Origin of the sequence: Actinophytocola gossypii, assembly GCF_025165815.1 — a bacterium.
In the GTDB taxonomy this organism is placed as follows: Bacteria; Actinomycetota; Actinomycetes; order Mycobacteriales; family Pseudonocardiaceae; genus Actinophytocola; species Actinophytocola gossypii.
Map to the genome: position 1 here is coordinate 68,666 of NZ_JAFFZE010000019.1, position 20,791 is coordinate 89,456.

Sequence of the window (20,791 nt, forward strand, 5' to 3'; positions counted from 1 at the left end):
CCGTCCGCGCTGACCTACTCGTCCACTATATCGCACCGATACATCCGCGCGCTGAACGAGAAGTGGCGTGGTGTTGATCACCAGCGGTCCGACACGCCGGGTGACGATCCGGGAGAACGGTCAAGATCGCTGGTCAGGTCACGGGTATGACGCGGAGTGGCCACCCGCCAGCGCGGCGTAGACCCAAACTGAGTCTCGACGTGATAACGGCGCCGCGTACCCTGTTGGGCGTGCGAACCCAGCGGCAGGTCGTCGACTACGCGCTGCAGCGCCGTGCGCTGCTGGCGCAGGTCTACGCTGGCCGCGTCGGCACCATGGAGGTGTGCGACGCCAACCCGTACCTGCTGCGGGCGGCGAAGTTCCACGGCGAACCGAGCGAGGTGACCTGCCCCGTCTGCCGCAAGGAGCCCGTGACCACGGTCTCCTGGGTCTACGGGGACGAGCTCAAGCACGCCTCCGGCTCGGCACGGGCGCCCGAGGAGCTAGCCAGGATGGCGAACCTCTTCGAGGAGTTCACCGTCTACGTAGTGGAGGTGTGCCGCACCTGTGGATGGAACCACCTGGTGCTGTCATACGTCCTGGGGTCGGGTGGACTCGACACCCCGAAGACGCGAAGAAGGACAGCGGCGGAGTGACCCATCGCTTCGCCGCCGATGACCACCGCACGGCGTGCCCGTCCACCGGGCCGCTCTGGGAGGCCGTTTCGTGAACGACCACAGCAGCCACCGGCGACGTTCCAGCGGGCCGGCGTGGCCGACGGGCGACGACCCCGACTCGTCCGACGTCGGCCGTGAGCCGGAGCGCACCGGGTTCTGGAGCCCGTTGTGGGAGGACGACGAGGACGACTCGCCCCCGCCCCGGTCCAACGGCCGCCAGAACGGCCACCAGAACGGGGGATCACCCCGCCCGGCCGGCCGTGGCTCGCACCGGCTCCCCGAGCCGGGCGGCGCGCACCACCGCGCCGAGCCCCCGCGATCCGAGCCCCCGCGCACCGCACGTCACAGTGCCGGTGGCGCGGCCGCCGGCGGCCCGGCCTGGCCCACCGAGGAGCCACCGGCCCCGCCGCGCCCGAACGGCACCCCGAACGGCAGCCCGCACGCCGTTCCCCCCGGCGGTCGCCCGCCGGCCGATCCGCGTACCCGCGTGGTCCGCCCGCGTCCCGGCGGTCCGCCCCGGCCGGCCGGCCCCCGAGGCCCCGGTGGTCCCGGTGGCCCCGGCGTGCCGCCCGGCGCCGACCCGGACGGCCCCACCGAGCTGCTGCCTCCCGCGCACGGCCGCACCGGCCCGGAGCCGCAACTGCTGACCCACCGCGAGCCAGGCGCCTACGAGGACGACTACGAGAACAACGTCGACGACGAGCAGTTCCTCGACGAGGAGTACGACGACGAGGACGCCCCGCTCAGCGAGGACCAGAAGAAGCTCCGCCGCAAGCGCATCTGGCGGCGGGTCCGCCGCACCGGCTACGTGCTGACCGCGCTGATGATCATCCTGCCGCTGATCGGCTTCTTCGTCGCCTACCAGCTCGTCGACGTGCCGAACCCGCAGCAGATCGCGAGCGAGCAGCAGCAGACCGCCACGCTCCTGTACTCGAACGACAAGGAGCTCGGCAAGGTCGTGCCGCAAGGCAGCATCAACCGCACCATGGTCACCTACGACCAGCTGACCGATCCTGTGCTGCACGCGGTGTTCGCCGCCGAGGACGCCGAGTTCATGACGAACCCCGGCTTCGACATCACCGGTGTGCTGCAGGCCGGCTGGAACCAGGTCACCGGCGGCCAGGGCGGTGGCTCGACGATCACCCAGCAGTACGTCAAGAAGGCGACGGAGAACTCGGAGAAGACGCTCACCCGCAAGGCGCTCGAAGTGGTCCAGGCCTACAAGATGAACAACACCTACTCCAAGGAAGACATCATCACGGCCTATCTCAACACGATCTACTTCGGCCGGGGCGCCTACGGCATCTCCGCGGCCGCACAGGCCTACTTCGGCAAGGACCTCAAGGACATCACCGAGTCCGAGGCCGCCCTGATCGCCGGCATGATCCAGAACCCGAGCCGCTTCGACGAACCCGACTACATGCACCGGCGCTGGAAGTACGTGGTCGGGCAGATGGCCGAGAACGGCTGGTTCCCCGGCGATCCGGAGACCACGAAGATGCCGGAGCCGCAGCCCGTCGAGAAGTCCCGGCCGGACGCTCTCACCGGGCCGGACGCGCACATCCAGCGGGCGGTGTTCGCCGAGCTCGAGGCCGAGCTCGGGCTGACCGAGGAAGAGATCTTCCGCGAGGGCTACACCATCAAGACCACCATCGACCAGCGGGCGCAGAAGATCGCCGTGCAGTCGGTGAACGAGGTGATGAAGGGCCAGCCCAAGGTCAACCGGCCGGCGCTGGTCGCGGTCAACCCGGACAACGGCGGTGTCCTCGCCTACTACGGCGGCAGCAACGGCGTCGGCCTGGACTGGGCCGCCGCCAAGCAGGAACCGGGGTCGTCGTTCAAGCCGTTCGACCTGGTCGCGCTGCTGCAGACCGGCAAGGGCCTCGGCGAGCGGTACGACGGCACCTCCGGCCGGACGTTCGAGGGCCGCGAGGCGCCGGTGCGCAACGCGGGCGACGACTCCTGCGGCACCCAGTGCTCGGTCGCCACGGCGATGGAGCGGTCGATCAACACCGTGTTCTACGACATGGCGCTGCAGCTCGGAACCAAGAAGGTCGCGGAGGCCGCGCACGCCGCCGGCATCACCTCCGACCTGAACGGCGAGCTTCCGCCCGAGCGCGCCCCGGACGGCAACATCGCCATCGGCGGTGGCCAGACCCGGGTCTCCACGGTCGAGATGGCCTCCGCGTACGCCACGTTCGCCGCCGGCGGCGTCTACCACAAGCCGCACCTGGTCGCCGAGGTCCGTTTCCCGGACGGCGAGGTCATGTGGACGCCGCAGCAGGACAGCAGGCTCGCGTTCGACAACGACCAGGAGAAGAACCAGCAGATCGCGCGCAACGTCACCGAGTCGCTGTTCCCGGTGGTGGAAGACACCGACATGGAGTGCGACGACGGCCGGGAGTGCGCCGGCAAGACCGGCACCCACCAGTTCGGCGCCACCGAACAGAACGCCAAGGCCTGGATGGTCGGCTACTCGAAGCAGGTCTCCACCGCGGTGTCGATGGGTGCCCAGGGCGAGGACAACAACCAGATCCCGCTGCAGGACGCGGACGGCAACATCGTCTACGGCAGCGGCCTGCCCGGCGAGATCTGGTCGGAGTTCATGAACCGGTACCACGAGGGCATGGAGCTGGAGTCCTTCATCGAGTTCGAGCCCATCGGCCCGACACCGGCGGAGACCGAGCCGACCCAGGAGGAGACCCGCGAAGAGGACGAGGACGACGACGAGTCGTCCCAGACCTCCGAGCAGTCCGAGACCTCGGAGCAGTCCGAGACCTCGGAGACGGAGACCTCCGAGACCGAGACCTCGGAGACCGAGACCACCGACGACGGCCCGGGGCCGGTCTGCCCGCCGTTCTGCGAGCCGGAGAATCCCGACGGGCCCAACCCGGGGGACGACAACTGACCACCCCGTAGCATCGCGCCGTGCCCGGCGAGAGCGATCACCCCGACCCCAGCACCGACGACGGGGGCATCGAGGGGAAGGTCAGTGACACCGCGACGCTGACCCCGGAACAACGGGTGCTGCCGTCGTGGACCGAGCCGCTGGCGATCGCCGGCAGCGCGTCGCTCGGTGGTCCGCTTGGCCGGCACGCGGCGATCGGCCGGCACTGGTTCTGGACGCCGCTGCGGGTGGCGCTGCTGCTCGCCGTGGTCGCGCTGGCGATCGGGTGGTTCGGCAAGGCGGCGTGCGCGCAGCAGTTCTTCAACGAGGAGTCCGAGCAGCTCGAGCTGGACTGGCGGTCGAACCGCCCGTTCGCCGCGATGTGCTACTCGGACATCATCCCGCTGTACTCCGCCGAACGCCTGGACCAGGGCGGCTTCCCCTACCAGACGAGCTGGGTGGACGACGAGGGCAAGCCGACAGCGCACACCCGGTACATGGAGTACCCGGTGCTGACCGGGCTGTTCCAGTGGGTGAACGCCAAGCTGACCGAGGGCTGGCTGACCATCGCCGACGCCGGCTGGCTGCCCACCGGCCTACCGGTCACGATCTTCTTCGACATCTCGGCGTTCTGGCTCGCCCTGGCGTGGCTGGCGACCATCTGGGCGGTGACCAGAACCGCCGGGCGCAGACCGTGGGACGCGGCGCTGATCGCGGCGTCACCGCTGGTCATGGTGCACGCGTTCACCAACTTCGACACGCTCGCCACCGCGTGCGCGGCGGCGGCGATCCTGGCCTGGTCGCGTCGCAGGCCCGGGATCGCCGGCGTGCTGATCGGCATCGGGGCGGCGGCCAAGCTGTATCCGTTCTTCCTGCTCGGGCCGCTGCTCGTGCTGTGCCTGCGGGCCGGGCGGATGCGCGAGTGGCGCCACACCACGCTGGCCGCGCTCGGCACCTGGGGGCTGGTGAACCTGCCGATCCTGCTGGCGTTCCCGCGCGGCTGGTGGGAGTTCTTCCACCGCAACAGCCTGCGCGGCGCCGACCCGGACTCGCTGTACAACGTGGTCCAGCAGTTCACCGGCTGGGCCGGCTTCGACGGGCAGGTGCCGTTCGGCGAGTCCCCGTTCTGGCTGAACCTGGTGAGCGCCGGGCTGTTCCTGGCCTGCTGCGCGGGGATCGCGTTCGTCGCACTGCACGCGCCCACCCGGCCCCGGCTCGCGCAGCTGGGCTTCCTGGTGGTCGCCGCGTTCCTGCTCACCAACAAGGTGTGGAGCCCGCAGTACTCGCTGTGGCTGGTCCCGCTCGCGGTGCTCGCCGTGCCGCGCTGGCGGCTGCTGCTGGCGTGGATGACCGTCGACGCCCTGGTGTGGTTCCCTCGGATGGCGTTCTACCTCGGCGAGGACAACAAGGGCCTGCCGGACGACTGGTTCCTGTCGTTCGTCGTGCTGCGTGACCTCGCGGTGGTCGCGCTGTGCGCACTGGTGATCTACGAGATCTACCACCCGGCCCGCGACCTGGTCCGCCGCGGCGGGTACGACGATCCGCACGGCGGGGTCCTGGACGGGGCCGAGGACCGGGTGACCATCGGACGTCGACGGGCCGGTCAGCGAGCGGGCAGGAACGACGGCGACGACCGGCCGGCACCGAGCGGAGCCGGATCGTCCTCGGGCAGTGTGGACCTGGACACCAGGAACACGTAGAACAGGCCGACCAGCAACCCGGCCCGGCCCCACACCCCGATCATCAGCGCCTGCGCGGCGAAGCCGTCGAAGATCCCGCCCGCGTTGCCGTAGAAGATCTCGTAGAACCAGCGGAAGATGCCGATGCCCATGGCGATGTCGGCCACCAGGTAGGCGGCGATCCAGCCCCAGCGGATCCGCAGCAGCACGAACATCGGCACCAGCCAGAGCGTGTACTGCGGCGAGTGCACCTTGTGCAGCAGCAGGAACCCGCACAGCATCGCCGCCGACACCGCGATCCAGGGGTAGGTCCCCTCCTTCTGGTACCGCAGCCAGCCGATCCCACAGGCCAACACGAACGAGGCGAGCACCAGCGTCGGCGACAGGACCCCGATCAGCTCATGCATGCCCGTGTCGTCCGGATCGGTGTGCGGCCGCAGGCCCCAGTACCAGATCGAGTTGGTGGTGATGTCCGCCTCGCGCAGCATCTGGAAGGTGAACGACGCCCGCCACCCCTCGAACCCGGCCACCGCGAACGGCAGGTTGACCGCGACCACGGTGCCGAGCGCCACCAGCGCGACCCGCAACGCCCCGACCCAGTCCAGCGCCTTCCCGGTGAGCGCGCGCCCGCCAGCCCCGCCGGTGAGCACGTACAACATCAGCGGCAGCACGAAGATCGCCGGATACACCTTGAGCGCGAAGCCGAGCGCCAGCAGCACGGCGGCCGCGGTGGCGCGGGTCATCAGCGGCCGGTCCGCGCCGCGCCGCCCCCAGCCGAGGTGGACCACGTAGACCGCGGCCACCGCGCAGAGCACCACCGGGAGATCCCAGTTGTGGAACGCGTACAGCACCAGCGGCGGCCCGATCGCCCACAGCAGGGAGCGCCACCGGCTCATCCGCCCCAGCATCCAGGCAATCGCCATCCCGAACGGCGAGAGCACCAGCGCGGACAACAACAGGAAATCGGCGTCGGTGTCGGCGAACAGCGCGGACACCCACATCAGCATGCCCGTCAGCACCGGGTACTCGACGACCCCGCCGGCCGGTTGGTCGTACTCGTTCAGTCCGCCGTTGACGTAGGGGAACACGTGCTTGTCGATGTCCCGACCGATCCACAGGTGCTGGATGTCGGAGTAGCAGACGTCCCGCTTGCTGCGCAGGTCGTAGTTCGGGGTGCTGCGCCCGTCCTCTTCGAACTCCGGGCCGGTGCAGCGGTCCTTGTTGAGGAAGCCCAGCACCAGGGTGATGCCGCACAGCACGACCACCGCGGCCAGGGCGAGGGAGCCGAGCCGGACGGCGGTGCCGGGGCGCCCGCGCACCACCGGTGGTGCGCCGACCTCCTCGGACACGTGCCCGTCCGCCTTCCCTGACTCCTCGGTCGCCCGGCTCCTCACCGGCCCGTCGCCGCGCGCAGGAACGCGATGTCCGCCGCCTGCCCGTCGGCCGGGGTCTCCACCACGACCGGTGCGCCTGCCTCCTTGGCGACGGCCGCGAGCAGCTCCGGTTCGATCATGCCAGTCCCGACGTTCGCGTGACGGTCGCGGGCGGAGTCGAACTCGTCGCGCGAGCTGTTCAGGTGCACCAGGTCGATCCGGCCGGTGATGGCCTTCACCCGGTCGACGATGCCGTCCAGCGACTCGCCCGCGGCGTGTGCGTGGCAGGTGTCCAGGCAGAAGCCGGCACCGAACTCGCCGACCTCGTCCCACAGCCGGGCCAGCATGTCGAACTTCCTGGCCATCGCGTTGTCGCCGCCCGCGGTGTTCTCGATCAGCACCGGCAGCGGGAACCCGCCCGCGTCGGCCTGCCGCTCGAAGAACTTGCGCCAGTTGACGAGCCCCTCCGCCGGGTCCTCGCCCCGGGTGACGTGGCCGCCGTGCACGATCAGGCCCTTCGCGCCGGTCGCCGCCGCCGACTCGGCGTACTGGGTGACCGTCTTGCGGGACGGGATCCGGATGCGGTTGTTCGTGGAGGCGATGTTCACCGGATAGGGCGAGTGCACGAAGACGTCGATGCCGGCCTCGCGCAGCGCGTCGGCCTGCGGGTGCGGCGGCTGGGCCTTCCAGCTCTGCGGGTCGCCGAGGAAGAACTGCACGACGTCCGCATCACGCTCGCGCGCCGCGGCGAGCGGGTCGTCACTGTGGATGTGGGCGCCGATGCTCATGGCCCGCGAGCGTAGTCCGCTCCCCGGACACTTCCGGGAGGCGCCCGCTGGTCCGGACGGGCTACCCCGTGACGGGTCCGGACGGGTTTCCTGCGCCGCTCACCTGGTCTCGCGTCACCTCGACGGGTTACCGTCGTTGAACAGGTAGAGCTACCGGTGAGTAAGCGGGAGGGTCGACATGCAACGGCGCATCCGCGCTGCCGTCGCCGCGACGGCCCTGGTCCTCTCCGTGTGCACGTTCGGCCTGGTCGGCAGCCCCACCGCGGCCGCCGCCGAACCCATCGTCGTCGGCGACTGCAGCACCAGCGTGCGCGGCGAGCCCGGCCAGCCGGTGTCGCTCGCCCCGAAGGCGGTCCTCGGCATCGTGACCGACGCGGTCCGCGCGGTGCCCCTCCTCGGACCGCCGCTGGCCGGCACCGTGAACAAGGTGTTCGGCGCGCTCCCGCCCATCCCGATCGGCGCGCTGCCCACCGGCAGCGGGCACATCACCGGCGGCACCATCGCGAAGGCCGTGATCGCCGAGGTGCGTGAGATCCCCGCCCTCGGCCCGATCCTCGGCACCGTCGTCGGCACCCTGCGGTCCACGCTGTCCTCGGTCTGCGACATCGCGGTCACCGGGGTCAACGCCGTCTCCGCCCCCGTCCAGGACGGCGCCGACGCGGTCGCCGACGCCGCCGAGGAGGCCACCGAGCGGATCGTGCCCGGCGGCGTCACCGGCCCGGGACCGGGCAACCCGGGCGGCGAGACCCCGGGCGGCACGCCGGAGCGCCCCGGCCAGAACCCCGGCACCCCGCCGGCGACCGACCACCCCCCGGTCGGCGGCATGACCCCCGGCGGCTGGTCGCTGTACCCGCCCGGCCTGGGGCACCTCGGCCGGTCGCCGCTGGACCTGTACGGCTCGGTCCCGTTCGCCCGCCCCGGCCTGTACGCGCCGTCGCCCGGCGTCCGCTACGGCGGTGCGGTGCCCGGCTACAGCCCCCAGTTCGGTGTTCTCGGCACCGACGGCCCCGCCGACGACGGCGTGCAGGCCGCCGGCCGCGCCGAGGCGCTCGACCCGCCGGCGGGGCAGCACATCGAGCTGCCCGTGCTGCTCGCGGTGCTGGCGCTGTCGGTGGTGACCGCCGCGCTGGTGCGTACCTGGGTGCTGCGTCGCGCGCCGTCGGCGACCCTGTAGCCTGTTCGTCGCAAGACCCCTCCTGCCACGGAGAGTCCGTGGCCGCCGAGTCCACAGGAGGTGAGTGGTCTTCATGCGTCATTACGAGGTAATGATCATCCTCGATCCCACCCTCGACGAGCGCACCGTCGCTCCGTCGCTCGAGAACTTCCTCAACGTCATCCGCACGTCGGGCGGCAACGTCGAGAAGGTCGACGTGTGGGGCAAGCGCCGGTTGTCGTTCGAGATCAAGAAGCACACCGAGGGCATCTACGCGGTGCTCGACGTGAACGCGGACCCGGACGCGGTGAAGGAGCTGGACCGCCAGCTCGGCCTGCAGGAGACCGTGCTGCGCACCAAGGTGCTGCGGCGCGACCCGGCCGGGGCCTGAGGGAGGTATCGCCATGGCTGGCGACACGATCATCACCGTGATCGGCAACCTCACGGCCGACCCGGAGCTGCGGTTCACGCAGTCCGGTGCCGCGGTGGCCAACTTCACCGTCGCGTCGACGCCCAGGACCTTCGACCGCCAGAGCGGCGAGTGGAAGGACGGCGAGGCGCTGTTCCTGCGGTGCAACATCTGGCGGCAGTCCGCCGAGAACGTGGCCGAGTCGCTCACCCGAGGCGCCCGCGTGATCGTCAGCGGACGGCTCAAGCAGCGGTCGTTCGAGACCCGTGAGGGCGAGAAGCGGACCGTCGTCGAGCTCGAGGTCGACGAGGTCGGCCCGTCGCTGCGGTACGCCACCGCGAAGGTCAACAAGGTCAGCCGCGGCGGCGGCGGAGGCGGCTTCGGCGGGGGCTCCGGCTCCGGCGGTGGCGGTTCCGCGCCGGCCGACGACCCGTGGGGCTCCGCGCCGCCCGCCGGCTCCGGCGGTGGCGGCTTCTCCGACGAGCCCCCCTTCTGACCAACCCGCACGCGTTATAGAGAAGACCAGGAGTAACCGTGGCCAAGCCACCCATTCGCAAGCCCAAGAAGAAGGTCTGCGTCTTCTGCAAGGCCCGCAAGAAGGCCGGCGCCGAGGTCCAGAACATCGACTACAAGGACACGACGCTGCTGCGGAAGTACATCTCCGACCGCGGCAAGATCCGTGCCCGCCGGGTCACCGGCAACTGCAGCCAGCACCAGCGCGACGTCGCCATCGCGGTGAAGAACGCGCGGGAGATGGCGCTGCTGCCCTACACCTCGACCGCGCGCTGATCACCCGGGAGTCCGAGCGATGAAACTCATTCTCACCGCCGACGTGACCGGGCTCGGTGGGCCCGGCGACATCGTCGAGGTCAAGGACGGCTACGGGCGCAACTACCTGCTGCCCCGCAGCCTCGCGATCGTGGCGACCAAGGGCGCCGAGCGCCAGGTGCAGACGATCCGCCGGGCGCAGAACGCGCGAGCGATCCGCGGCCTGGACCACGCGCAGGAGGTCAAGGCGGCGCTGCAGGCGATCGACCCGGTGCCGATGACCGCCAAGGCGGCCGGCGGCTCCGGCAAGCTGTTCGGCTCGGTCACCACCGCCGACATCGTCAACGCGGTCAAGGCCGCCGGCGGGCCGGTGCTGGACAAGCGCACGGTCGAGCTGGACGGTCACATCAAGAAGGTCGGCAAGCACTCGGTCAGCGTGCGCCTGCACCCGGAGGTCACCGCCTCGTTCCGGGTCCAGGTCTCCGCTGCCGGCTGAGTTCGACCACGTTCCGTAGTTAATTCGCGGTCAGCCCCGTGTCGGATTACGCTCCGACACGGGGCTGATGCTGTGCCCATGAGTTGTCCACACCCGTGGGGGGACCCGGCCGGGGCACGGCGTCCGCGACACGCCGACGGACCGGTTTCACACGACACGCCGACCTTTCGGCGGTTGTTTCTTCCACACCCTGTACACAGGGATTGACCTGCGTGTTTCTCGCGTTCCGGCGTGCCTGTCCACAGGTTGTCAACACCTGTTCCGGGTGCTGTGGTTCGTTGCCCGGCGACGTCCACAGGTTGTCCACAGCTTCGTCCCCAGCGGTGTTTGATTTCGCCCGCGGCCGCGCTCTACCGTCCCGCGTACACCTTCGCTCTGCGTACTCGCGACGCCGGCTATACTCGAACACGTGTTCGAGACCTAGGAGGGGTTCCCCGTGGCGATGACCGACGACCGCCCGCCCGCGGCAGCACCCGGGGACGGCGGGCTCGACCGGCAGCCGCCGCAGGACATGACCGCCGAGCAGAGCGTGCTCGGCGGCATGATGCTGTCCAAGGACGCCATCGCCGACGTGGTCGAGGTGCTCCGCCCCGGCGACTTCTACCGCCCGGCGCACCAGGTCGTCTACGACACCATCCTCGACCTGTACGGCCGAGGCGAGCCGGCCGACGCCGTCACCGTGGCCGCCGAGCTGGAACGCCGAGGCGAGATCCGCCGCATGGGCGGCGCCCCGTACCTGCACACCCTCATCGCGACCGTGCCAACCGCGGCGAACGCCGGCTACTACGCCGAGATCGTGGCCGAGAAGGCGATCCTGCGCCGCCTGGTCGAGGCCGGGACACGCATCGTGCAGCTCGGCTACGCGGGTGCCGAAGGCGCCGACGTCAACGAGGTGGTCGACCGCGCGCAGTCGTCGATCTACGAGGTCACCGAGCGCCGAATGAGCGAGGACTACGTCTCGCTCGAGGAACTCCTGCAACCCACCATGGACGAGATCGACGCCATCGCCTCCCGAGGCGGCTCGTCGCTGGGCGTCCCCACCGGCTTCGAAGACCTCGACGCGGTCACCAACGGCCTGCACGCCGGCCAGATGGTCATCGTCGCGGCCCGCCCGGGTATCGGGAAGGCCCTCGCCCTCGACACCCCACTCCCCACCCCGGACGGCTGGACCACGATGGGCACCGTCGAGGTGGGCGACCGGTTGCTCGACGCGAACGGCCGCCCCACCCGCGTCGTGGCCGCGACCGAGGTCATGCACGACCGCCCGTGCTACGAAGTCGAGTTCTCCGACGGCTCCGTCCTCGTGGCCGACGCCGAGCACCAGTGGCTGACCGAGACGAGGGCGTCCCGGCGTTCCGCCCAACAGGCCGAGACCGGCTACAACCGGTACAAGAACCAGCGCACGTTCGCCGAAGTGCGCACGACCGAACAGATCGCCGCCACCGTCCGTTGCGCCACCGCCGACCGGCGGCTCAATCACTCCGTCGTCAACACCCAGCCGCTCGACCTACCGGAACAGGACCTGCTGCTCCCCCCGTACACCCTGGGCGTCTGGCTCGGCGACGGCCACTCCGCGAGTTCTCGCTTCACCACCGCGGACCCGGAGATCACCTGGCACATCGAGGCGGAGGGCCTCGAGGTCGTACCGCGCGGCAACCTCCGCTACAGCCTGCGCCTACCAGCGAGCCCTCCCACCGATCACGACGGCGGTGTCCAGGCGATCCTGCGGACCATCGGAGTGCTGAACGACAAGCGGATCCCGAGCCGGTATCTGCGGGCATCGGTCGATCAACGGCGTGCGCTGCTCGCCGGGCTCCTGGACACCGACGGCACGGTCAACGCAACCGGTTCCGTGCAGTTCTCGGTGACCAACAGGACGCTTGCCCTGGACACCTATGAACTCGTCGTCAGCCTCGGTTACCGGTGTTCGATCTCGACGAAGTGTGTTCGCGGTCGCGGTGCGCGGTCGACCATCGCCTACACCCTCGACTTCACCACCGAGGACGACGTCTTCCGGCTCGAGCGCAAGCGCTTGACACACAAGGAGCGCCGCCGGAGCAGCAACCGGAAGCGGACCGGATCCCGATTCATCGTCGACGTGCGCCCGCTACCGAGCGTCCCGGTCCGCTGTGTGGAAGTGGACAACGCGGACCACCTCTACCTGGCCGGCCGGTCGATGATCCCCACGCACAACTCGACCCTCGGCCTGGATTTCACCCGTTCGTGCAGTGTGAAGCACGGGATGACCAGCGTCATCTTCTCGCTGGAGATGAGCCGTACCGAGATCGTGATGCGCATGCTCTCGGCGGAGGCCAAGATCCGCCTCGCCGACATGCGCGGCGGCCGCATGACCGACGACGACTGGACCAGGCTGGCGCGCCGGATGAGCGAGGTCAGCGAGGCGCCGCTGTTCGTCGACGACTCCCCGAACATGACGATGATGGAGATCCGCGCGAAGGCCAGGCGGCTCAAGCAGCGCAACGACCTCAAGCTGATCGTCGTCGACTACATGCAGCTGATGACCTCGGGCAAGCGCGTCGAGTCACGGCAGCAGGAGGTCTCGGAGTTCTCCCGGCAACTCAAGCTCCTCGCCAAGGAGCTCGAGGTCCCGGTGGTCGCGATCAGCCAGCTCAACCGAGGCCCCGAACAACGCAACGACAAGCGCCCCATGCTCTCCGACCTCCGCGAGTCGGGCTGCATGACGAGCGGCACCAGGATCCTGCGCGCCGACACCGGCGCGGAGACCACCTTCGGCGAGCTGCTGAGCTCCGGTGAACGGCCGATCGTGTGGTCGCTGGACGAACGGCTCCGACTCGTCCCTCGGGCGATGACGAAGGTCTTCCCCAGCGGCGTCAAGGAGGTCTTCCGGCTGCGGATGACCTCCGGCCGGGTCGTCGAGGCGACCGCCAACCACCCGTTCCTGACCGTCGACGGCTGGGTGCCGCTCGGCGAGCTGGGGGCCGGGGACCGGCTGGCGGTTCCCCGCCGGGTGCCCGCACCGCTCGACCAGAAGCCGCTCCCCGAGGCCGAGGTGGTCATGTTGAGCCACCTGATCGGCGACGGCTCGTTCGTGCGACACCAGCCGATCCGCTACGCCAGCACCGACGAGGCCAACCTGCGCGCGGTCACCGAGGCGGCCGAGCACTTCGGCATCACCGCCGTTCGGGACGAGCACGCCGCCGCGCGATGCACCTCCCTGCGACTTCCCGCGCCGTACCGGCTGACCCACGGCAAGCGGAACCCGATCGCCGCGTGGCTGGACGAGCTGGGCCTGTACGGGCTGCGAAGCCATGAAAAGTTCGTTCCGAAAGCGGTCTTCCAAGCCCCGAACGAGCAGGTCGCGCTGTTCCTCCGGCACCTGTGGGCTACCGACGGCTCGGTCAGGTGGGACGGCACGGCTCGTCAGGCGAGGATCTACTACGCCTCCACCAGTCGTCGCCTGATCGACGACATCGGACAGCTCCTGCTCAGGGTCGGCGTGCTCGGCAGGGTCAAGCGTGTCCGGAAGTCTGGCTATCGGGACAGCTGGCACCTCTACGTGTACGGCGCGGAGAACCAGCTGCGCTTCGTCGACGAGGTCGGTGTGCACGGTCTCCGTGGGCTGGCCGCCGAGCACGTCGGGCAGCGGTTGCGCGGCGTCCTCGGCAACACGAACGTCGACACCGTGCCCGCCGAGGTGTGGAACCGGGTTCGTTCCCTACTGGCGACGAAGGACATGACCCACCGGGAGTTCGCCGCCGCGATGGGCTCCCGGTCCTGCGGGTCGACCATGTGGAAGCACGCGCCGAGCAGGTCGCGGCTGGCGAAGGTCGCGGCGGTGCTGGACGACGCGGAGCTGGACCTGCTGGCCACGAACGACGTGCTCTGGGACGAGATCGCCGAGATCGAGAGTCTGGGCGAGCAGGCCGTCTACGACGCGACGGTCCCCGGCACGCACAGCTTCGTCGCCAACGGCATCAACAGCCACAACAGCCTGGAACAGGACGCCGACATGGTGATCCTCATCCACCGGCCCGATGCGTGGGAGCGCGACGACCCTCGGGCCGGCGAGGCCGATCTGATCCTGGCCAAGCACCGGGCCGGCCCCACCGCGACGGTGACGGTCGCGCACCAGCTGCACTACTCCCGCTTCGCCGACCTCGCGCAGGGCTGAGCTGAGCGGTACCGGCCGGGGGTGTGGCCGTAGTGGCGTTTGAAGGTGTGCGAGAACGCGAAGGGTGAGCCGTAGCCGACCTGTCGGGCGATGGCGGACAGCGGCTGGTCGGTGGTGTGGAGCAGGTGCGCCGCGGTGGTCATTCGCCACCAGGTCAGGTAGGTCATGGGCGGTTGGCCGATGAGGGCGGTGAACCGCCGGGCCAGGGTGGCGCGGGACAGGCCGACGTGGGCGGCGAGGTCGGCCGTTCGCCACGGTGCGGCCGGGTCGGCGTGCAGTGCCGCCAGTGCGGCGGCGATCTCGCGGTCGCGCAGGGCGCGGGGCCATCCGGTCCGGGCGTTCTCGTCGAGCCAGGCTCGGACCAGGTAGGTGAGCAGGAGATCGAGCAGGCCGCTGATCACGGCGTCCCGGCCGGGCCGTTCGCCGGTCACTTCGGCGGCGAGCAGGTCGATGGCGGTACGCAGCTCCGGGTGGCGGCCGAGTTGGGCCGGGAGGTGGACGACCTCGGGCAGTTCCGCCAGCACCGGATGCGTCCGCGTGTGGTCGAGCCGGTACTTGCCGCAGAGGAACTCGGTCCGGCCGTCCGGGTCGGCGGCCACGGCGTCGAACGGGACCGCGCCCTCGGCGTGCGGTGAGTCGGACAGGACGTGCGCGCTGCCGTGCGGCACCAGCACGACGTCGCCGGTGGCGAGCCGGGTGGGTGCTCCGTGTTCCTGGATCAGCCAGCCGGTGCCGCGCAGCAGTACGTGGAAACCGGCTCCGTCGTAGCGGTCGAACCGGCAGCACCACGGCGAGTTCACCCGCAGTCGGCTCGAGGTGGGCCGTCCGGTGCGCATGGCGGCGATGACGTCACTCAACACATCCACGGTGAGACGGTCGCGCATCATTTCGAGTCGAGCAAGCATTGGAACGCTCGCATGTGCGACCTAGCGTGGCGGCGTGCAGCGTTTTCAACTCGGCGAGGTCGAGGTCACGAAGGTGGTCGAGTGGGAGGGCGAGTTCGCCCCGGCGCGGGTCATCGTTCCGGAGAGTCCGCCGGAGCTGTGGCAGGACAACGCCTCCTGGCTCGCCCCGGATCACTGGCGCCCGGACACCGACGCCTACCACGGCGCCGTTCAGACCTGGGTGCTGCGCAGCGAAGGCAGGACGATCCTGGTCGACACCGGGGTCGGCAACGACCGGAACCGGCCGCAGGTCCCCCTGTTCGACCACCTGAGCTCGGACTTCCTGGGTCGGCTCGCGGAAGCCGGGGTCCGGGCGGAGGACGTGGACGTCGTCGTCAACACGCACATCCACTACGACCACGTCGGCTGGAACACCGAACTGCGCGACGGGGAGTGGGTGCTGACGTTCCCCCGCGCCACCTACCTGATCCCGCGCGCGGACCAGGTGTACTTCGATCCGCGCAACGCCCACCGCCGGCCCGCACCCCGCGATCAGCAGGAGCAACACCGCCGCGAGGGCAGCCTGATCGTCTACGCCGACAGCATCGCGCCCGTACTCGACCGGGCCGTGCTCTGGACGGGCACCCACCGCATCGACGGCAACCTCGTTCTGGAGTCCGCCCCAGGGCACACGCCCGGATCGTCGATCGTCCGCCTGTCGTCCGGCTCGGACCGGGCCGTGTTCGTCGGGGACCTGCTGCACAGCCCGGTGCAGATCCTCGAACCGCGCTACAACAGCTGCTTCTGCGAGGATCCTCGGCAGGCCGCGGCCACCCGTCGCGAGGTGCTCGAACGCGCTGCCGACATCGGGGAACTCGTCGTACCCGCTCACTTCGGCGGCGCGGGCGCGGCCGAGATCCGGCGCGACGGCAGCCGCCTCGCCGTCGGCCGATGGGTGCCATGACCGGACTGACGACGAAGGGCCCGGGAGCGTGGTGCTCCCGGGCCCTTCGTTTGGGGGGGTTCCGTCAGCCGATCGGGTGGTAGGTGAACAGGTTGGCGAGCGCTGCCCGGGTGTCGGTCAGCGTGCCGCTGTTCACGGCCGGGTCGACCGCCGGAACCTGGACCGGCCGGTGTCCCATCGAGGGGACCCGGACGACCGGGACGTCACCGAAGGCCGGGACCGCCGGCAGCGGCCGGGTCAGCTCGACGTCGGTGAGGTTCGGCAGTACCGCGGTCGGGGCGTCGACCTGCGGGATGACCGCGGTGGTTTCGGTGGCGTTCGACGTGAACGCCGGCAGGTCGCGGCCGCGTGCCGGCAGTCCGCCGCCGAGATCGACGGGCAGGTCGGGCACCCCGGCGAACGGCAGCTCGGCCAGCCCGTCGGCGACACCGAGCGGCAGGTTGGTCGTGCCGTTGCCGACCGGCAGCCCGAGCTCACCCACGAGCGGCAGGTCGCTCCGGCCACCACCGACGGGCAGCCCCAACCCGCCGGCGACGGGCACGTCGCCCAGACCGTCGACGACCGGCGGGACGGGCAGACCGTCCACGGCCGGCAGGTCGGTCCGGCCATCGGCCAGCGGCAGACCGTCGCGCCCGCGGACCGGAAGGTCCGAACGCCCGAGGCCACCCACGGCCGGCAGACCGTCCAGACCATCGGCGACCGGGAGGCCATTAAGCCCGTCGACCGGCAGACCCGAACGACCCAGATCCCCGACGACCGGCAAGCCGGCCAGACCATCGGCCACCGGGAGGCCATTGAGCCCCTCGACCGGCAGACCCGAACGACCCAGACCACCCACGGCCGGCAAGCCGGCCAGACCATCGGCCACCGGGAGGCCGTCGAGCCCCTCGACCGGCAGACCCGAACGACCCAGATCCCCGACGACCGGCAAGCCGGCCAGACCATCGGCCACCGGGAGGCCGTCGAGCCCCTCGACCGGCAGACCCGAACGACCCAGACCACCCACGGCCGGCAAGCCGGCCAGACCATCGGCCAGCGGGAGGCCGTCGAGGCCGATCGGCAGGTTGGTGCGGCCGGCGATCGGGGCGGTCAGGTCACCGAGGCCACCGGGGGCCACGTTGCTCAGGCCGCCGACCACCGGGAGGTCGCCGATGCCTCCGTCGACCGGGAGGTCGCGGCCGCCGCCGAGAGGCAGGCCGAGGCCGCCGACGATCGGGGCGTTGGCCAGGCCGTCGGCGACCGGGAGGTTGGCGTCGACCAGGTCGGCGTTGGTCAGGTCGCCGTCGACCTGGCTGTACGCCGGGCCGCCGCCCGTCAGGTAGTCGCCCATGCGGTGGTCGCCGGCGCGTTGGCCGCCCAGCAGGCCGTTGCCGAGCAGGTCGCCCGGGACCAGGTTGGCGGGCAGGAGGGTGTCCAGCGGCAGGGTGTCGAACAGGTCGCCCCGCAGGGGAGTGAACGGGTGCGCCACGCGACCGATCGGGCGTGGCCGGCCGGGCACCTGCACGGTGACCGCGTCCGACACCTCCGTCACCATGCCGCTGACGGCCGACACCTCGTCGTGGCCGGGCAGACCGGGAACGTCGGCCATCATCTCGGCCACGGCGTCCAGCACGCCGGTGAACGAACCGGCCAGCTCGTCGTCCGGCAGGGTCGTCCGCGTCGGCTCCGCCCGCCGGGGCTCCGGCACCGACGGGAGCGACTCGACCGACGGCAGCAGCGACGGCAGGCTGGTCGGGCTGAGGTCGGGGGCGTGCTTCGGGAGGGTCAGCCGGCCCTCGGCCTTCTCGGCATCGCCCTCGTCGCTCGCGAACGTCATCGCCTTGGCCAGCACGTCCAGCGGCACGTCGTACACCAGCAGCTGCGAGGCCACCGGCACCGTGCGGTCGATGCCGGACAACGAACCCCAGTCGCCGCTGGTGCCGGTCGTGCCGCCGATGGTGCTCGCCGACTCGTTGTCGCCCGTGGCGACCGACCGGCTGCCGAGTGCCGCGGCCGCGTCGCCGAACGGCTGGACGACGGCGCGCGCCGGCACGTCCGCGACGTTCCCGGACAGCACACCACCCGCGCCCGCGGTGTCGATGTCGCCGCCGGCGGTGTTCCGGTTCTCGTTCCGCACGCCGGCGGAGTTGGCCCCGCCGACCCCCGACACCGCGTGTGCGAAGCCCTGCACGACCGGCATCGCCTGCGGAGCGACCACGTTGCCCGAGCCGAGCGCCGACGCACCGGTGGTGTCGGTGTCGCCCCCGGTCTCGGTCTCGGTGTCCGACGCGGCGAGCGCGTGGTTGCGGCCGAGGACCGCGGCCGAGTCGCCGAACGCCTGCGCCGCAGTGCCGACCGGGGTGTTGGCCACGTTGCCGGACAGCAGGCCGCCGGTTCCGTCGCTCGTCGAGTCGCCGCCCGCGGTCAGGTCGTTGGCGGCGAGCGCGGTCTGGTCGCCTCGGCCGAGCGCGCTCGCGCCGGTGCCGAACAGCTGCACCGGCGCGGTCACCGGCAGCTGGCCGATGTTGGCCGAGCCGATGCCCTCGACGCCCGTCGCGCCGCTGTCGCCGCCCGCGGTGACCTCGTTGTCGGTGGACGCCTTCGTGTCGGTGGCGCCCGACAGGCCAGCGCCGTTGCCGAACGTCTGCACCGCGCCGGCGACCGGAGAACTGACCACGTTGGAGGCGAACAGGCCGTAGTCGTCGCGGCTGTCGGTGTAGCCGCCGGACGTGCTCACCTTCTGCTCCGTGCCGACGGACTCCGCGGCGCCGGACACGCCGGCCACGGTGCCGAAGCCCTCGACCGGGAGCGCGACCGGAGCGGCGACCATGTTGCCGCCGGCGGCCGAGTTGTCCCCGGTCGTGCCGCTGGCGCCGCCCGCGGTGGCGCGGGAGTCGTTGTACGCCAGCGCGTCGGCCACGCCGCTCGCGGTGACCGCGTTGGCGAACAGATCGACCGGGCCGCTCGGGCCGCCGCTGACCGCCGTGCCGGAGAGCACGCCGTCGTGGCCGCGGGTGTAGGAGGCGCCGCCCGCGGTCGAGTCGACGTGGTCGGCGACGGCCGTCTGGGCGACGCCCCCGCCGGACACCGCGTTGCCGAAGCCGCGGACGGGCAGCGCCACCGCGGGGTGGGCCACCGCGCCGGACCCGACCGAGCCCCGGCCGCTGGTGCGGTTGTCGCCGCCCGCGACGGTCTCGCTGTCGGACGCGCACTCCGCGTCGGCGATCCCGGACACCACGCCCGCGTTGCCGCAGAACATCGCCGGGCCGCTGACCGCCGGCTGCACGACGTTGCCGGCGGCGAACGCCGGATCGCCGTTGGTGGCGAGGTAGGTGGGCCTGCCGTACATGACGTACTCCTCGTCGCCGGCCAGCGCGTCGGCGGTGGCGGCGGACTCGGCCTCCGCCGCGCCGAAGCCGGCGATCCCGTTGCCGTTGACCTTGACCGGGGTGGCGACCGGCACGCCGGCCACGTTCCCGGAGCCGGCGCCGTCCGCCCCGGAGCCGCGCACCCAGCCGCCGGCGGTGGCCGCGCTCTGCGCGTCGGACTCCGCGTCGGCGACGCCGCCGCCCGCGATCGCGTTGCCGCTCAGCTGCACCGGGGTGGCGCCGTGCACGGCGCCGACGTTGCCGGCCAGCACGCCGTGGCGGCCGTTGCTGAACACGTCGCTGGTGCTGGTCGCCCGCAGGGACGACTCGTTGTCGGCGCCCGCCCGGCCGAACACGGCGGCGGCGTTGCCGTTGACCTGCACCGGCGCGGCCCAGTCGAGGTCGACCGCGTTGCCGGCCAGGAAGCCGGCCCGGCCGTCGGCGACGACGAGCTCGCCGGTGTCGTAGCGGTGGTGCGACTCGTTCCGCACGTGCGCCCGGCCGGCGGCCGCGAACGCGTTGCCGGAGACGTCGACCGGGACGACCAGGTCGGCGTCGACGGAGTTCTGGCGCGGGCCGTCGTTCGTCTCGGGGATCCGCGGCACCGTCGGCCGGGGCAGCGCTGGCACGCCGGCGACCTCGTTGACCGGCGTGGTCGTGTCGGCGAACCAGTCGACGGCCTCGTCGTTGACCGGCTCGACGGTCGCGGCCGCCTCGCGGACGGCGGGTGCGGCGCGGCCGACCAGGTGGTCGCTGATCCGCTCCGCGGCGCCGTGGGTCCTGGCGACGGCGTTCGGGACCACGCGGTCGACCGCCGGCACCCGGTTCACGACGTCGTCGGGGCTGACCGAGACGGTCCGGTCGACGCCGGGGAGGTTCTGCTGGCCGACCGGGGTGCCCAGCGCGTTGTTGTCGAGGTGGATCGGTACGTGCACCCCGACGTCGAGCGGTGACGCCGGACGGTCGGGGTTCACGTCCTCGTCAGCGGAAGCGATGCCGGTTCCCAGCATCAGCAAACCACCGGTGACCAGCGCGGTCCGCAGACCTCGCTTCGCCCAGGTTTGCATCGGGTGATGCTCCTTTCGTCGTTCTCTCTGGCGGGGGGGTTGGCGGGTGGCCGGGCGCGTTCAGACGTGGGGAACGAGCCGGGGCATCGACCACCCGGGTCGGAGGGCGGGACGGACCCGCGGGGTGGTTCGCGCGCGGCGGCGCGCCGAGCGCACGGGCTCGGGCG

Annotated in this window: 14 protein-coding genes; 10 read left to right on the top strand and 4 right to left on the bottom strand. The window is 71.4% G+C overall.

Annotated elements, in window-relative coordinates; translation table 11 throughout:
• The first annotated feature begins 230 nt into the window (after positions 1-230).
• The 3 genes from JT362_RS25665 (at position 231) to JT362_RS25675 (ending at position 5,243) form a co-directional block, all read left to right on the top strand.
• Entirely contained in the window at positions 231-635 is a 405-nt protein-coding gene (locus JT362_RS25665) for a DUF5318 domain-containing protein (RefSeq protein ID WP_260194310.1), read from the top strand.
• A gap of 70 nt (positions 636-705) precedes the next feature.
• Positions 706-3,564, top strand: a complete 2,859-nt coding sequence (locus JT362_RS25670) for a transglycosylase domain-containing protein (RefSeq protein ID WP_260194311.1) — start codon at positions 706-708, stop codon at positions 3,562-3,564.
• A 68-nt stretch (positions 3,565-3,632) separates the two neighbouring features.
• On the top strand, positions 3,633-5,243 hold the full coding sequence (locus JT362_RS25675) for a glycosyltransferase family 87 protein (RefSeq protein ID WP_260194455.1): 1,611 nt from the start codon (positions 3,633-3,635) through the stop codon (positions 5,241-5,243).
• Here JT362_RS25675 and JT362_RS25680 read toward each other — a convergent pair.
• Both JT362_RS25680 and JT362_RS25685 read right to left on the bottom strand, forming a co-directional pair.
• A complete protein-coding gene (locus JT362_RS25680; RefSeq protein WP_260194312.1) occupies positions 5,147-6,616 on the bottom strand; it encodes a glycosyltransferase family 87 protein in 1,470 nt (489 codons plus the stop codon). The two genes, JT362_RS25675 and JT362_RS25680, sit on opposite strands and share 97 nt — an antisense overlap.
• The gene (locus JT362_RS25685; RefSeq protein ID WP_260194313.1) at positions 6,613-7,383 is read right to left on the bottom strand and encodes a deoxyribonuclease IV; all 771 of its coding nucleotides are present in this window, start codon (positions 7,381-7,383) and stop codon (positions 6,613-6,615) included. Before JT362_RS25685 ends, JT362_RS25680 begins: the two co-directional genes overlap by 4 nt.
• Before the next feature lie 178 nt (positions 7,384-7,561).
• Between JT362_RS25685 and JT362_RS25690 the strand changes: the two genes are divergently transcribed.
• The 6 genes from JT362_RS25690 to JT362_RS25715 all read left to right on the top strand — a co-directional run bounded on the left by JT362_RS25690 (position 7,562) and on the right by JT362_RS25715 (position 14,362).
• Positions 7,562-8,557 carry a hypothetical protein gene (locus tag JT362_RS25690; protein ID WP_260194314.1) on the top strand — a complete coding sequence of 332 codons (996 nt, stop codon included), beginning with the start codon at positions 7,562-7,564 and terminating at the stop codon, positions 8,555-8,557.
• A gap of 73 nt (positions 8,558-8,630) precedes the next feature.
• Positions 8,631-8,927, top strand: coding sequence for a 30S ribosomal protein S6 (gene rpsF, locus JT362_RS25695; RefSeq protein WP_260194315.1), 297 nt, complete (start codon positions 8,631-8,633; stop codon positions 8,925-8,927).
• Between the two features lie 13 nt (positions 8,928-8,940).
• Positions 8,941-9,441 (top strand): single-stranded DNA-binding protein, encoded by a 501-nt coding sequence (locus tag JT362_RS25700; protein WP_260194316.1) that lies wholly within the window; start codon positions 8,941-8,943, stop codon positions 9,439-9,441.
• A 38-nt stretch (positions 9,442-9,479) separates the two neighbouring features.
• The gene (gene rpsR, locus JT362_RS25705) at positions 9,480-9,734 is read left to right on the top strand and encodes a 30S ribosomal protein S18 (protein WP_260194317.1); all 255 of its coding nucleotides are present in this window, start codon (positions 9,480-9,482) and stop codon (positions 9,732-9,734) included.
• 19 nt (positions 9,735-9,753) lie between these two features.
• On the top strand, positions 9,754-10,209 hold the full coding sequence (rplI, locus tag JT362_RS25710; RefSeq protein ID WP_260194318.1) for a 50S ribosomal protein L9: 456 nt from the start codon (positions 9,754-9,756) through the stop codon (positions 10,207-10,209).
• A 544-nt stretch (positions 10,210-10,753) separates the two neighbouring features.
• Positions 10,754-14,362: a replicative DNA helicase gene (locus JT362_RS25715; protein WP_375546563.1), complete on the top strand. Its 3,609-nt coding sequence runs from the start codon at positions 10,754-10,756 to the stop codon at positions 14,360-14,362.
• Here the strand turns inward: JT362_RS25715 and JT362_RS25720 are convergent.
• The gene (locus JT362_RS25720; RefSeq protein WP_446014136.1) at positions 14,329-15,228 is read right to left on the bottom strand and encodes an AraC family transcriptional regulator; all 900 of its coding nucleotides are present in this window, start codon (positions 15,226-15,228) and stop codon (positions 14,329-14,331) included. The two genes, JT362_RS25715 and JT362_RS25720, sit on opposite strands and share 34 nt — an antisense overlap.
• Before the next feature lie 73 nt (positions 15,229-15,301).
• Here JT362_RS25720 and JT362_RS25725 point away from each other — a divergent pair, with 73 nt between their 5' ends.
• The gene (locus JT362_RS25725) at positions 15,302-16,210 is read left to right on the top strand and encodes an MBL fold metallo-hydrolase (protein WP_260194320.1); all 909 of its coding nucleotides are present in this window, start codon (positions 15,302-15,304) and stop codon (positions 16,208-16,210) included.
• Between the two features lie 64 nt (positions 16,211-16,274).
• On the opposite strand, the gene JT362_RS25730 is transcribed toward JT362_RS25725, so the two are convergent.
• Positions 16,275-20,624: a hypothetical protein gene (locus JT362_RS25730; protein WP_260194321.1), complete on the bottom strand. Its 4,350-nt coding sequence runs from the start codon at positions 20,622-20,624 to the stop codon at positions 16,275-16,277.
• Positions 20,625-20,791: the final 167 nt, after the last annotated feature.